The 14,093-nt window shown below is 63.2% G+C and carries 15 protein-coding genes; 3 read left to right on the forward strand and 12 right to left on the reverse strand.

Annotation, left to right across the window (positions count from 1 at the left end; translation table 11 throughout):
• From AB4089_RS17875 to AB4089_RS17910, 8 genes are all read right to left on the reverse strand, one after another.
• A partial coding sequence (locus tag AB4089_RS17875) for an SCO6880 family protein (RefSeq protein ID WP_441410619.1) occupies positions 1-682 on the reverse strand: 682 nt, incomplete at its 3' end.
• The gene (locus AB4089_RS17880; RefSeq protein WP_441410620.1) at positions 669-1,946 is read right to left on the reverse strand and encodes a hypothetical protein; all 1,278 of its coding nucleotides are present in this window, start codon (positions 1,944-1,946) and stop codon (positions 669-671) included. The genes AB4089_RS17875 and AB4089_RS17880, both read right to left, overlap by 14 nt.
• Positions 1,943-2,683 carry a hypothetical protein gene (locus AB4089_RS17885; RefSeq protein ID WP_441410621.1) on the reverse strand — a complete coding sequence of 247 codons (741 nt, stop codon included), beginning with the start codon at positions 2,681-2,683 and terminating at the stop codon, positions 1,943-1,945. The genes AB4089_RS17880 and AB4089_RS17885 overlap by 4 nt, the downstream gene beginning before the upstream one ends.
• 26 nt (positions 2,684-2,709) lie before the next feature.
• Positions 2,710-2,979: a hypothetical protein gene (locus AB4089_RS17890; protein WP_441410622.1), complete on the reverse strand. Its 270-nt coding sequence runs from the start codon at positions 2,977-2,979 to the stop codon at positions 2,710-2,712.
• Between the two features lie 11 nt (positions 2,980-2,990).
• Complete coding sequence (locus AB4089_RS17895; protein WP_441410623.1) at positions 2,991-3,605, reverse strand: DUF6668 family protein; 615 nt, start codon at positions 3,603-3,605, stop codon at positions 2,991-2,993.
• 34 nt (positions 3,606-3,639) lie between these two features.
• Positions 3,640-5,064, reverse strand: a complete 1,425-nt coding sequence (locus tag AB4089_RS17900) for a chromosome partitioning protein ParA (protein ID WP_441410624.1) — start codon at positions 5,062-5,064, stop codon at positions 3,640-3,642.
• A gap of 35 nt (positions 5,065-5,099) precedes the next feature.
• Entirely contained in the window at positions 5,100-5,621 is a 522-nt protein-coding gene (locus tag AB4089_RS17905) for a hypothetical protein (RefSeq protein WP_441410625.1), read from the reverse strand.
• Positions 5,618-6,667, reverse strand: a complete 1,050-nt coding sequence (locus AB4089_RS17910; RefSeq protein ID WP_441410626.1) for a CHAP domain-containing protein — start codon at positions 6,665-6,667, stop codon at positions 5,618-5,620. Before AB4089_RS17910 ends, AB4089_RS17905 begins: the two co-directional genes overlap by 4 nt.
• A 101-nt stretch (positions 6,668-6,768) precedes the next feature.
• On the opposite strand from AB4089_RS17910, the gene AB4089_RS17915 reads away from it, so the two are divergent.
• Positions 6,769-7,083: an ArsR/SmtB family transcription factor gene (locus AB4089_RS17915; RefSeq protein ID WP_441410627.1), complete on the forward strand. Its 315-nt coding sequence runs from the start codon at positions 6,769-6,771 to the stop codon at positions 7,081-7,083.
• Between the two features lie 116 nt (positions 7,084-7,199).
• Here AB4089_RS17915 and AB4089_RS17920 read toward each other — a convergent pair whose 3' ends face one another.
• The 4 genes from AB4089_RS17920 to AB4089_RS17935 form a co-directional block, all read right to left on the reverse strand.
• Complete coding sequence (locus tag AB4089_RS17920) at positions 7,200-7,595, reverse strand: hypothetical protein (protein ID WP_441410628.1); 396 nt, start codon at positions 7,593-7,595, stop codon at positions 7,200-7,202.
• Between the two features lie 80 nt (positions 7,596-7,675).
• On the reverse strand, positions 7,676-8,257 hold the full coding sequence (locus AB4089_RS17925; RefSeq protein ID WP_441410629.1) for an alpha/beta hydrolase family protein: 582 nt from the start codon (positions 8,255-8,257) through the stop codon (positions 7,676-7,678).
• Between the two features lie 569 nt (positions 8,258-8,826).
• The gene (locus AB4089_RS17930; RefSeq protein WP_441410630.1) at positions 8,827-9,813 is read right to left on the reverse strand and encodes a hypothetical protein; all 987 of its coding nucleotides are present in this window, start codon (positions 9,811-9,813) and stop codon (positions 8,827-8,829) included.
• Positions 9,813-10,343 (reverse strand): hypothetical protein, encoded by a 531-nt coding sequence (locus AB4089_RS17935; protein ID WP_441410631.1) that lies wholly within the window; start codon positions 10,341-10,343, stop codon positions 9,813-9,815. Before AB4089_RS17935 ends, AB4089_RS17930 begins: the two co-directional genes overlap by 1 nt.
• Before the next feature lie 490 nt (positions 10,344-10,833).
• Between AB4089_RS17935 and AB4089_RS17940 the strand changes: the two genes are divergently transcribed.
• Together AB4089_RS17940 and AB4089_RS17945 are read left to right on the forward strand one after the other, a co-directional pair.
• The gene (locus AB4089_RS17940; RefSeq protein WP_011689691.1) at positions 10,834-11,067 is read left to right on the forward strand and encodes a hypothetical protein; all 234 of its coding nucleotides are present in this window, start codon (positions 10,834-10,836) and stop codon (positions 11,065-11,067) included.
• Positions 11,068-11,260: 193 nt separating this feature from the next.
• On the forward strand, positions 11,261-13,111 hold the full coding sequence (locus AB4089_RS17945; RefSeq protein WP_441410632.1) for a MarR family transcriptional regulator: 1,851 nt from the start codon (positions 11,261-11,263) through the stop codon (positions 13,109-13,111).
• Positions 13,112-14,093: the final 982 nt, after the last annotated feature.

The following is a 14,093-nucleotide window of genomic DNA, read 5'->3' on the forward strand; positions in this document are numbered from 1 at the left end:
ACGTCTGTACGACCTCGTTGAGCACGTTCCTGGCAAAATCCGGGGCGTTCGGGTCGATGTTCATCATGACCTCATTGCGGAGCCGGTAGCCGGAATCCGGTGCGGTGTCGACCGTCACGGCGGCGGCGTCCAGGCCCGCTTCGTCCCCGAGGCCGGCGAGCCAGCCGCCCCAGTTCGCCACCCACGCATCGACCTGCTCCGGGTCCACCAGGGACGCACCGTCGGGTTCGGTGGAGAAAATCACGGTGTAGTGGCTGGTGGTCGGCACGTGCAGCAGCGCGAACGGACGCTTGTAGGAGTCGGTGAATTCGTACAGGGTCGACTTCGCGGCCAGCCCGGGCAGCTGGTACATGCCCCAGGCCGTCACCCCGAGGGGGCCGGAACGGTAGAGATTCGTTCCAGAGGACCTGGAGAGCCGGAAGCTCATCCGGGTTCCGAAACGGTCAACAACGGACTGGCCGTGCTTGTCCTTGACCGTCAGCAACAGGGCGGCCGCCCCGGCCACTGCCAGGACAGCAAGGCCCGGGAGCAGGCCAAGAAACGCGAAGGTGATGATGCCCAGCAACAACCCGGCCATGACAATGCCGGTGCCGATAGCGCCGAGGTTGCCCAGGCCCGCTGAGCGCGGGACGCGCCAGTTGCCGTAGGACGGTTCCTTGTACTCGGTATTAACTGCTGCCATTGGGGCCCTCCTGCGGTGAATCGTGCCGGGTTGAATCCTGCGCGGTCTGGTGTGCGGCATGAGAAACCCTGGACGCTGCTTGTGCTCCTACGGCGACGGCCATGCCAGCCGGACCTGCGGCCTTCGCCGCACCCGACGCGGCGCCTGCGCTGCCGGCGGCAGCTCCTGCCCCGGTGGTGCCTGCTGTCCCCGCGGTTGCGGCGCTGGCTGCCCCACCCGGACCGGTAGCCCCGGGCGTCGGCTGGCCGCCATGTCCCTTCAAGCCAGGCGTTCCGTTGCTGCCCTTCGGAGATGCGCCTGACTGGTTGCTTTGTGTACTCGCCGGGGTCGGGGCGGCATTGCCCTTACCGCTGCCGCTGCGGCCCATGGACACAGCGCCTGTGGCCATGGCCCCCACGGCAGCACCGGCCCCCGCTCCCCCGCCGGAGGCGACGGCACCGACCATCGGCGTCACGAAGCGCATCAGCGCCGGCAAAGCGAACAGGGCCACAACCATCAACGTGAAACCCGTGATGGAAGTGATCAATGAATCCTTCCCACTGTTGTTACCCATGAGCAGGAACGCGACCGAGTAAACGATGGCCGCCGCAGGTTTGTAGAGGATGAACGCGATAGTCCAGCCAACCGCTTTCTGGAACCACTGCCTTCCCATCTCCGTGTTCGTGAAAGCAGCCGTGGTGGGCAGGATGCCCGCCAGGATCACCAACATGCCGCTGCGGACCACCATCAAAACGATCTGGACGAGGGAGGCAAGCAGACCGATCAATCCCAGAACGATAAGGATGAAAACGCCCACCCCCGTCTGGCCGGAGACGATCAGGAGGTTCATCGACTCGGCAAAGCCCTTACCGTCGGTGGAGCGCTCAATGATGGCGGCAGAGAAAGCATCCGCGGCGACTACCAGAATCGAGATGACACCCAGGCCCAAGCCACTGACAAGTGTGAGCGTGACGAGGGACCGCAGTAGCTCATTTAGCGGTGCTCCGCGTTGTTCCCAGATCATTCGGATGCCGCCGAGAATGACGGCGAGGACCGCCAGCGTCAGAGTCCAGACCATCAATTCGCTGTTCACCATGGAGACGACGGGACTCGGCGTCGTTCCGTCCTCGCTGGCAAGGTTCACCGTGGGCATCGACACCCAAAAGGTAGACAGTGTCGTCACCATCTGGCTCATGCCCTCCATGATGGCCTTCGCCATGTTGCCCATGGCGTCATCAGCGAGCCCTGAAAACCAGTCCCCTACGGGGTTCCAGGTAGGCCTCATGCCCCACTCCAGAGGATGAACCCCGAGAGGTCACGGACTTGCCGAGGCTCCTCCAAAGGCGCGCCATTGTCGGCAACAACGCCCTTCCAATCCCCGTCCTGCCAAAGCAGAGTCGTCCGCACCGAAGCAAGCGCTCCGGTGTCCGCCTTGAATGCCAGTTCCACAACGGTTTGGTTCGCCGTGTATGAGACATTGAAGCCCGCTATCTGGACTTTCACGGCCGAGGCCGGGGCCGCGGTCGTGGGCGTCTTCATCCCTGCGTCACGGCCAGGGCCTTTGGCTGCAAGCTGCTCCGCGATAGCTCGTTCCTTCGAGGGGTCGATGCCCAGCGCCCAAAGGTTCACCGCCGCATAAAGCGCCCCTGTCGGAGTGTGAGCGAAGCAGGACCGGATGCCCTGATCGTCCGTCTTTCCCGGACCCATTTTCGGGTCGGTCGGTGCGGCCATTGTTCCGACGAGTTCCCACTTCGTCTTCGGGGCCGCTCCCAACGATGACTCCGACGAGGAGGACAGGCCACAGATACTCTTCCCTGCTGCCGCCGAAGCGCTGGGGCCGGCTGTAGCAGGGTTGCTGGATTCCGCCGGAGCCGGTCCCGGCTGGGCGCTCTCCTGTCCTTTGGGGAGCACGAAGATGACGACGGCTGCTGCAATCAGCGCGACCACCAGCGCGGCAGCAATGATGAACCCGGGTTTGGTGAACGGATTGCTTTCGGTGGTGCTCTCAGTTGACTGGCTCATGCTGAACCTCCCGTTGTGGTGCTGGCTTAGACGAAGGCGCGGACGATGCCCGAGGCACCGGTGATGATGATGCAGCCCATCAGGACCCAGCCGAGCTTGCCGATGGCTTGGGCTCCCTCACCGCGCTGGAGCTGGATGACCATGCCGATGCCCACGATGATCACGCCCAGGACGCCCAGGACCAGGCCGATGCCGGAGGCCCAGTTCAGGATCGTGAGCAGGCCACCTGCCTGTGCCGGGACAACCGGGGTGGGGTTGGGGATAACGCTCGCTGCAATTGCGGCGAAGGGGTTCATGGTGAGACCTTTCAGTTGGTGGTGCTGGGTGTGGTGACGGTAGCCAGGACGGCCAAGTCAGTGATGAAGCGTTGGTATTCGCGGGCCGGCGGCGGGGTGGTGGAGTCCCCGTGTCGCCAGGCCTCGACCCAGGGCAGGGTCCAGAGCCGGGGCGCGCCCCCGCCGACGATGGCGGCAAAGTCCCGAAGTGCCTTGGGAGTCTTGCCCGGTGCGTCCGCCAGAACGGCGAGGCCGAGCAGATCAAGCTCCGGCGCCGCGCCTGATGCCCACTGCGTCAGGGCGCCCTGTGCAGCTGTCAGGCCGCGCATATCTGCACGGCAGGCCAGCAGCACTCGAGGCTTGCTGCCGTCCTGGAGAACGGGCCAGCAGTGACCGGTGACCCGCGCACCGCCGATCAGATCAGCGATGCGGCTTTCACCGGATCCACCGTGGGCCCCGGTGACCCACAGCGCTGCAGAGCCCGCGACGGTACGGCGGCCAAGCCGGTCCGCGGCGTCCGGTTCAACCATTCCCCTCAGCGGCGCACTGATCACAGCCGCAGGCGGCACGTGCGCAACCGGGGCTGCGGGGTCCGCGCCGCCGGCGGGGACCGGGTGGGTGATCCAGGGGTTCAAGGTCTGTTGCACGATTTCCTCCTTTCAGAGTCCGGTGGCGGGTGGTTTAGAAGCCGGCGGCGACGGCGGCCGCGGCCGCGAGCCATGCCCGCTGGGTTGCGGGCTGGAGGGCTTCATAGCGGATGGGTCCGTTGACCAGGGCCGGATCGTACGGAATCCGGACGACGGCCCGGACGAACGGGGCGAAGCCGTCCGCGATCCGCTGGGCCTCGTCTCTGGCCCGCTTCAGGGCATCCCCGCTCATGCTGCGCTTGGCGTCGGTGGACTCAGAGACGATGACAACGGCGTTGCGGGCCAGCTCCGCGTCGTGGCCGCCACGGGATTCCAGCGTCTGCAGGGTCAGGCGGGCGGCTTCGGCGCGGTCCTCAATCGCGGTGACCGGGACGACGAGCTGGTTGGTGTGCTCGATCATCCGCCGCCAGTTCGCGGCCCGGGCGGTGTTGCCCGAGTCCATGACCACCAGCCGGTAATAGCGGGTGAGGACCTGGTGGGCAATGTCGACTTCCTCAGCGGTCACTTCGTGATCGCCTTCCTCGTTTTCGTCCGAGCGCAGGACATCGAACTTGTCGGCCGTCTGATGATCGACGAACTTGGCGATTTCGGCCGCGTTCGTTGACGGGGAGAGAAGTTCGGTGGAGGCGTCGATCAGATCCAGGACGCTCCGGTCGTGGGAGCCCTTTTCTGTCCGCCAGCCGAGGGTGCCCTGGGACTCGTTGTTGTCCCATGCCACGGTGGCCGCGCCGCTGTATCGGGCGAGGATCGCTGAGAGCATCACCACGGTGGGTGTCTTGTTCGCCCCGCCCTTGCGGTTCACCACAGCAATGGTCCGCGGCCCGGGCCAGTGCTGGCTCACCGTACGGATATCCTCGCGCTCGGAGAGTTCTTCCTGTGAGGGGTCCATCCGCAATCCCAGGCGCGTGAGCGTTCCCCGCCAACCCTGCGTGGCCGGCTCCAGCACCGGGGCGCTGACCAGGAACGAGGTCTCTTTCAGGCTCCGCCGAGTCGGTGCCTCTTCCGCGGCGGGGGCCGCTGCTGACGCTGCTGAGGGGGTGGGCGTCATCGTCGTTCCTGTCGTTGCTGTGCTGTTGGCCGTGTCGGTCTGCGGCTGGGCCGGTTCGACCGGGAGCGTTTCGATGACAGCCGCCGCCACGGGCGCTGCGGTGGTCGTGGGAGCCTCGGCCCCGCGGTGCGCGGGCTTGGGGGTGTAGTTCACGGATTCCTTGCTGCCGTCGGGGCTGACGATGAGTTCGCCCTGACCTTCGGGGTCATCAATGGCCACCCGGACGGCCCGTTTCAGTGTCTTCGCTTCCCCGACCACGAGGGCCAGGGCGTTTTCGCGGAGCTGCTGCAGGGACTCTGCGGGTGCAACGGTGCGGGAGTTCCCGGCCACCACGACTTCTGCGGTGCCGTTGTCACGGACGATGGCCCGGATCCTGGGGAAAGCCAGTACCTCTGTCGGGTTGAGACCCATGAGTTTCTTCCTTTTCGTGAGTAGGTGTGGCGGCATCAGGACGCCGGCGGAGTCAGCCGGTTGACCTTCCAGGTGGAGTCTTTCGAGATGCGCAGCAGCTGGAGTGCGTAGGGGCCAATGTCGGTGGGGACCGTGACGGTGACGCCGTAGCCGTTGGCTTCATCCACGGCCAGCGTCGCCGGCCCGGTCACCCGTGTGACGGGAATGTTGGCCGGATCAACCGTGGAGTAGTCGGCCGTGGCCTGCGGGGTGAGCCAGCGGGCGAAGTCATTTGCCCACAGGGCGGCGTCGGTGCCGGGGCGGGCGTAGTCGGCCATGGCCCAGGTCGCGACCGCGACCGCTTCGGTCTTGCTCTCGTCATCCCAGGCAATGCCCGACGTGGGCGGGACGGTCCCTCCCGGGGCCTGGGACCTGCCCCCGGTACTCAGGGAGGGAGCTATTGAAGTCACCGCGGGGGACGTGAGGACGGGCTGGCGTTCCGGGCCGCCGCCGGTGGACGGCGGGGCGCACGCCGTGCATAGGAGCACGGCGGCCAGGGCTGTCAGGGTGCGTTTCACTTCGACTCCTCCGAGCCCGGCACGTACAGGAACGCGCTGGGCAGATCGTTGTTTACGGTGCGGGTGTAGTACTTGTGGTCTTCCGGGGCGGGGTTGCCGTTGTAGCCCTCCTCCAGATAGGTCCCGTCTGCGTTGACGGCCTTCACCACGGCGACGTGGCCGTACGTGGGGTCCGCTCCCCCGGCGCCGGGCGCGTACCAGACGACCGCGCCGACCCGCGGCGCGGAGCCGGTGGGCCAGCCGCGGGCGTTCCAGCCGTCCCGCCACGACAGTGCCGAGCCGAGATTCACGCCGTCGGGGCGGAAAGTGCTGTTGAGGACCTTGTACGGGGTATTGGTGCTGCCGAGCTGCTGGTTCACGCGCCACAGCGCGAAGTCCACACACTCACGGTTGAACATTCCCAGCGCGCTCGGCTGGTACATGGCGGCGGTGGCCCACGGCAGATCATCGCCCGCGCCGGAAGCGCCGGGAACCGGACAGCCGGTGCCGCTGATGGAAAAATTCGCGTCCGAGAGGGCCTGGACGATCTTCACTGCCGGGTCCCAGTACCGCTGGTAGTGATAGGGGTCCGCGTTGCGCTGGACGAGGTTCGCGGCGATCGTCGGTTCCAGCAGCTCCCAGCCCCCGGCCTTCTGCAGGCCCCTGACGAAGTTGACCGCGCTGACGGACGGGTTCATCCGGTCCGCGTAGGAACCCCAGGCACCGTTATCTCTCTGCTGAAACAGACCTCGGGAATCCGGTCCAGCACCGTCGCCGATGTCGAGAACCCGCAGACCCGACTCCCCCAGGGCCACCATCACACTGACCATCTGGCCCTTGGCCGAAAGGTTCAGGGACTTGCCCGCATTCATGATCGCTGCAGCGTTCCTCAGCTGCTTAGCTGAGTACCCGTCGATCTTGGTGTCAGAGCTGATCGAGACGGAAGCCGCGGGGACGCAATCGGCCGCGGCCGGAGTCGACCCGAAGAGCACGATCGACAGGACCAGACCCAGGAAGATCGCCGGCACAATAACCGCGGCGCCGATCAGCAGTCCCGTCGGCTTCATGCGGGCCACAGACTCAGGCCGTTACAAACTCTATTGCTTAGTAATAGAGTGCGTCGGCAAGAGAGACATTGGTTCATCATTGCGTCAGGCAAGATGGATCCATGCCAAGCTTGATTCGACCAAAAATGCCGCCCGAAGTTGAGGTGGCAATCAGTCTTATGGGCAACCGTGCCCGGGTAGATATCCTGCGCCGCCTGTCGATGCTCGGCCCGTCGACCATTGGGCGTCTGCAGGCTGCGGTGGATATCAGCCGACCAAGCCTGAACCGACACCTCGATTTTCTCGCCAAGGCGGGTCTGGTGCAGACCGACCCCCCGGCAGGTATGCGCCACGGCAAGGATGTCGTCTATATCGTTCAATCCGCTCGGGTTCGAGAGCTGACCCAGGAGTACACCAGCTATGTCGAAGGCATGTGACCGCGACTGTCCCGGGGCGTTCCGGCGGTACGCCGGTGCTCGGTGGGGGGACGTACAACTTATCGCGGTGGGCACATGTCCACGATAGCAGGATTGAAACATGTTTCAACCATGATTCAATCGCGTTCGGGATCGTTGCTTTCGTAGGTGTCCACATCGTCCAGAAGTGCATTGATCGCCTCGAGGGTCTTAGTGTCGATGTCGCCGAGAGTTCGGGCCGCGATGTTCTTCAACTTGTTCCGGCGCATCTTCTTCAGGAGTTGCAGCTCCCGCTCAATCCGTTCCGGGAGTTCACCGGATTCATCGGTCAGGTATGCCGGTTCCACTTTGAAGAATTTGGCCATCGCGACCAGGGCTTCTTTGGGGACAGTATCGGGTGACTCACCAGAGCGAATTCGCCACCAGCGCGTTCGAGAAAGCTCGTACCCGTTTTCGCGCACGCCTGCCTGGATGTCGGCGAACTCATAGGGTTCTCCGCCTTCGGCCACCACGACGTCCAGGAGGAGGTTCACCTTGCGAGCAAGGGTCTCCGCCCGCTCTAGCCGATCGCGGGGACTGTCACCGCCAACCATAAATTCAACCCCATCCAATTTCATTCGCTGTTTGCCGCAGCTTGTTCTCCGGCCGGGCCCGGCGGGAACCAATATTCGTACCAGCGGCGGACAGCTAGATTCCACCCTACCGGGTCGGAATTCCATTCTTGTGTGTGTCCGGAACAGTCGAACTCCACGAGTTCTATCCGGTCTTTGTGTGTTTGCGCGAAGCGAGCGGAATTTTCAAAAGGAACGGACCAGTCATTCCTATTGTGGAGGATCAGGACCGGGATACTCAGGGCGCCCTGGAATCTGGCCCGGTCAGCACCGCGCACCTCCAGCGGCCCCTCGAGGCCGGCCAGTCTGCTGAATCCGCTGAGCGCCAAGAGCCGGGCTATGAGTGAGCCAAGGAGTTGTGGACAGCGCTGATGGCGGGCGTTGGCACGCAGAACGTCCTCCCAGACCAATACCGGCGAGACCATAACGAGGCCCTTGATCATCTCTGCCAACGACGACCGCTGCACGGTATTTAGAGCCATCGTTGCCCCAAGTGACCAGCCGAACACCACACATTCAGTTCCGCCGCGCTCCGCAACAAACCGAAGAGCTGCTTCTAGATCGCGCCATTCCGATTCGCCCAAATGCGATCTAGCGTCCCCCGAGCGAGGGCCCTCGCCGTCATTCCGATATGAGATGACTAATGAGCTGAGTCCCATACGCGATGCACTCTCAACCCCACGCAGCGTCTGTGCCCTGGTACTTCCTTGCCCATGGACATGAATGGCCCAGCGGTCAGTTGCGCGGTCGATTATCCACGCAGGGGCTGGGCCGAGAGCTGTCTCGACAAAAGTCTCGACCACGTTAGCTGCAACGGACGATGGATCGACCGATACGATGCCACTCCACCGTCCCCTGGACTCCAGAGACAGGCCCGCGGGCCGATGAAGGAGGCGCCGTGTGACTTTGCCGTCACGGGTGGATATGACCGAACCGATGACGGCCGGAGGGCCGCCTGCCGAGAGCTGCAGGCCGAACTGCCCCGGCGCCAGCGTGTGTCTCGTGGCTGGGAGCTCGATCTCGTTATCGGAAATTGCCAGAGGGACGATGCCATAGCGGCGCCTATACGTCGCCGAAGTCGCCTCACGGGCTGCCCATGCCGCACCTGCAATGGCGCCCGCAGCACCAAGTAACCCAGCCCAGGCAACAGCCTTCAGCGAGGACGCCACGACAGCCGTTCGAGGTGGTCGGAGGCGCTGGCCAGTTTTCCGAGGCCTTCGGCGCCAATTCTGTCTCTTACTTCGGGATCCCGGGCCAAGGAGTCCTGGATCTCCACAATCATGCGGTGCAGCTCGCTGCGCCGGCGGTCCGGGCGTTTCGGAACCACACCAAGGTCCAGCGTCAGCCCGGCATTCCCGGCTACTGCCTGTCCCCAGACAGGTTCCAGGCCCGCGAGCACCGAGCTGGTTCGCGCCGTTTCGTAGATGGCAGTGACTTTGCGGCTGGCGGGAGGTAAAGCCATACCGGTGCAAAGAAAAAGGAACGTAGCCGAATTCAACACCGCATATATTCCAGACAAGGCGGACAGCGCCTCAACCATACCGAGCACGTGAAGTGCATCGAGTACGAGCACATCAACGACGAACAGAACGGCGGACAGGCACCCCAAGCCAACGAGCGCGAACGCTACGGTATAGATTCCGGTGGTCCAAGCCTTCCGAAAGCGCACGCAGGTCCAGCCTGCGGCGGCCATAACCGCGCCTATGTAGAGATACTGCCCGGCCGAATACAGACCCGCCGCCCACTGCCCTCCGTAATCCCGCATGAACGACGTCGACGTAACAGGAGCGTCGATCAGAATGAACAGGATGGTTGCCGATATCGCCGTGCCCACAAGTCCTGCTTTGGCCGCCACGTCGTAAGAGGATTTCCTGCCGTAGGATGCCGGCTGTGCAGCCCGATGAATGGCCCGGGCGAGAAAATAGACACCCGTCAACAGGAGAAGGTTCGCTCCAAGGTCCGCATAGTTCCTCCCGCCGACCCACCCATCTGCGAGCAGGTAAACAGGGTTAATATTGAGGACCATGGACACGGAAATCAGCACCGAGGCCCATAGGATGCTGGTGTCTTTACCTTGGCCGCGTGACGCGATGACGATGAGCGTCAGGCTGACCATCAGCCCCGCTGCGATGATCTCCATCAGCCGAAGACGTCCTCGAAGGCGCCCGGTTCACCAGGCCCTGCCCTCAACGCCTCAGCCATGAGATCGGCAAGGTACTCGGCCGTGGCCTCTTCCAAGGTCCGGAACTCGGTTCGCATGAGGGCCCTGCGCACAATCTCCGGAGACAGGCCACGAAAGCCGCTCTTCAGGACGGTGCCCGCACCGGGTGTTGTGTCGTGGCCCAGGACCATGTGAGCAAGTTCGTGAAGAATAAACTGCTGGCGCTGTAGCTCCCAGGGCGTCGGGGGATGAAACACCCACTCGATCTTCGCCCCCGGCAGCCACAGACCACAGATGGATGTGCCGACCAACTTCTCGGTGGCACGAATCCGGATCCGCTTGCCGCGGATGTCTTCAATGACGCTCAAAAGCAGACTCAGAGTCAGGCCGCCTGGCAGTTCCAATGCTGCGAATGCACCGGATGCATCGCGGAAAGCCTTTTCAGACGTAGTTACAGACAGGGAACGCAGAGCTTGCGTCACAACAACTTGACCCTTCAATAGCTTCAATAGGGATAGGCTAGGTTGAAACATGTTTCAAACATGTTTTAGTCTGAATCAGGGTTCAGCATATCCCGGGCAGAACGGGCCCAACCATATCAACCGGATCTTAGAAGTCATCGTTATTGCTGGGGAAGGAAGGATGAGCACGGCCACCGTCCCGACACCGCAGGTACCCATAACGTGTCCGAATTCAGCCCCTTCACCGTCCAACTTCCAGCTCGGCAGGGTCGCTGCAAGGGTGACTCACATCGGCAGGGCGGACCGCCATCCCGCCAGGAAGATAGAGTTTCAGCGCAGGTCTGCGAAGCCCAAGAAAAGTGCGATGCGACACGCGGAGTCGTTTTCTGTAAACAAATCCCCGGATGCCGCCGCAAGCAGTGCTAATTTCGACTCAGTCGATAGCTGTAAACAGAAACCTCAAAGTGGTCGACTCCAGGCAGCACCAGCGATGAAGCAGTCACAACCGCAAGTTGTGCGAGATTCAAAGGACATGACCATGAGCGCAGTAATCAATCGTGGAGGCGGACGGCCTAGCAAGGGCCTACGCAAATACATTGGCTTCCGCACGCAGGCTAAGACTGCGGAAGACGTTCAGATGATCGCTGCCGCTAAAGGCATGACTGTCACTGATTACGTTTCCTCTGCCGTCGACCGGTCCCTGCGCGAAGACCTGGCATTGCTGGATCATTTCGCGCACCAGGAGGAACTGCCGATCCGCATAGCCTCATAACAGAAGAAGGCCCGCACTAGGCGGGCCTTCGAAGCTGAAGATCCACGATCCGGGAAGCTTGCCGGCGAACAGATCGTAGATCGGATGGAAGACCTTCACAGGGCTTCATTTGTGTTGCAAAACCGATCCTGGAAGATCGGCCCTTACTCATTCCCTCGACAGGAACAGCATCATCGTACAACAGCACACCCGCGTGCTGCCAGCCATATACGGCGCTGGCGTGTCGCGCGGGCCATCCTCTACACACAGCCCCGCTCAGGCGTGGGCTGCCTTGGCGCCTATCCTCGCAGGTCAGCCCCGAGTTCGCCTCTCCCGGGATGCAGGTAAGACTTACCCGCAAAAGCATGAGCGCACTCTCACTGAGACCCTGCCCACGTTCCCTGCGGCGGTCCGGATTTTTGGCAAGGACGGCACGTGCGCTGCGATTTTCCTTGACTTTGACTCGTCCGTCGCCGGTATTGACTTGGTCGAGGCCGACGTCCGTGCCGTCCAGACGTGGCTGCACTCGGTCGGTGCCCGCTGGATTGAGGATTACTCCCCCAACGGCGGCCGGCACGTCTACATCCCGCTCGAGCAGCGGGTCACCTTTTCTGAAGCGCGTGATCTTGTCGAGGCGCTGGGCACCCGCTACCGGAGCCTGGACAAGACCCCGCACCAGAACCTCCTGCATGGCTGCATGCGCACACCCGGATCCCCGCACAAGCGCGGCGGACACCAGGAACTCGCCATGTCGTTGTCCATGGCCTACGACGTTGCCCGGCGGCCCAACTCGGCCACCGTCTGGGGAGCCATGAACGCGGATCTTGCGGGGGAGATCGCAGCGGTCAGGGCACTCCGTCTCGAAGGCACGATCACACCGGCCACCGCCGAGACGCCCCGACTCCTGCACCCCGCCGGGCGGATGTCCCGGACCATGCAGCTGATGGCCCAGACGGGGCTGTACGACACCAACCGGTACGCCTCCGATTCGGATGCACGTCAGGCCATTGTCGCCGGTGCCGCGGCCGCCGGCATGGAACTCGTCGACGTCGAACGCCGGATGCTGCAGGGAACCTGGCCCGGACTGGCCTCTTTCTACGCCCGCTATGCCTCCCGCCACCGTGTCCCGGCGTTGCGCAGGGACTGGCTGAATGCGGTCGCGTATCTGAGCAAAAACCCCGGGTCCAGGGACAGAAAGGACAATGCCCGTATATCCCCCACAAGCCAGCCAAATACACAGCCCCCTGTACTACAAGGGAATCCGATTTCTTCGAACCCCGATGTGGAGCATCGGTTCATCCGGACCTGGCGAAATGCACTGCGGTTGAAGGAACATGCCTACACCGAATCAAGGACCGGGCTGGCCAGGAGAATGGTGCTGAGGTCGCTGGGGGAGGCAGCACACATGACGGCGTCCAGGTTCATTGAATTCGGTGACCGGTCCATCGCGGTGGCCACCGGCCTCGACCACACCACGGTCGGATCACACCTCAGAGCCCTGCGCAACGAGAAGGACCCGTTGGTGACCCTCGTTGAACGGGGCCGCGGTACCAAGGGAGATCTCTACATGCTGACAGTGCCGGAGGAGGTGAAGACGGCGGCTGAAGACCTGACCTGGCGGAAGGGGAAAATCCACGCGCTTCGGCCAGTTTTCAGGGAACTGGGACTGCCGGCGGCCTTCGTGTATGAGGCACTGGAACACTCCCCCGGCCTGCCAACATCCGAGATCGTAAAGCTGACCAGGCTCTCGAGGACAGCTGTCAGTGAGGCGCTTGAGGTGATGGCCGCCTGGAACATGATCGCCCGAAACCACGCACGGGCATGGTCGGTGGTGGCATCGACGTCACTGAAAGACCTCGCCGAGCACTTCGGGGTCATGGAAGCTGTGGCGGCGCAACTGCAGCGCTACCGGATCGAACGGCTCCTGTGGAAGGAATGGCTGTCCAAGAACGTCAACACCGTCGCCGAGCTCCTCTCCCCCGGCGAAGACTACCCATGGGAGGCATTTGAGGGTCCACCGGACGAGTGGGCCCTGGCGGACATGGCGTTCACTAGGGCCGGCTAACTTCGTTCACCCCGATCCTATTCCTGACGCCCTTCTCCCCTGCCATTCCGCGGGCGGTTTGGTTGATAGGCTCCTGGCTGTGCGTCGAATCCCACTCTCCCGGCGTCACGACTGTGCCGACGGCCGGATCAAACCGAGGTGGGAATGCGCAAATAGTGCCATTTGCGAAGACGTGGCGACCACGCCCACTCCCCCTCGCTGCCGCGATTCTGGGTGGCCGGTTCCAGTGTGGTTTGCGATACCGCTCCCACCGCCTGGAGTGACGGTTACCCTCCGGGACGAGCACTCTCCCCCGGCCGGCGCGCCGGCCGTCAGTCGGCACAGGGTAAGCAACTACCTGCCTAGGAGACGGTCCGGCACCATCCCCTAAATCTTAATCATGAGCAAATGCCACCATTGACCCATATTCGCAAATGCCCCTTTTTGCGCAAATGTTCCCTTTTGCGCACATCCCGCCTCCGGACCGCACTCCCCTGCGTCAGCCAGATGCCAGCTGACAAAGATCCAATTGCTCCAGGCCGCAAATGGAACCATCTGCTCGCGAGCACACCCAAGTGGGATGCCTCGGTCCGGGTTCCGGGAGAAAACGTCGTCAGGAAACGTCGTCGGCAGGGACGGATCCGCCGCTCGGGGAGTGCCCTGGTGCCATGTCTAGCCGGCGGTGAAGTGGATAGGGGGAAGTCGAGTGACTGCGCGCCAGTTCTGGAGTGGTCCGGGAAACGGACCGCCCTTGCCCGGCTCGGTGTCCGTGGAGCTGGCCGCAGGGGCTGCCGGCACATATGTCACCATATGCGCATAAGGCACCCTTTGCGGCAGATGTGGGATTACCTGAAATCCCTCTATTTGAGCAAGTAGTACCAGATGCGTATGCGGTGGCATATGAGGCAATACTTCATTAAGCGCAAATCCCACCATAAGTCCCTGAATGGGGCCTTGGCGGCCCGTTCGCAAATGATTCCATTTGCGTTCGAACGTTGCAGCT

The sequence above is a fragment of the Arthrobacter sp. 2MCAF15 genome (genome assembly GCF_052115605.1).
Classification (GTDB): domain Bacteria; phylum Actinomycetota; class Actinomycetes; order Actinomycetales; family Micrococcaceae; genus Arthrobacter.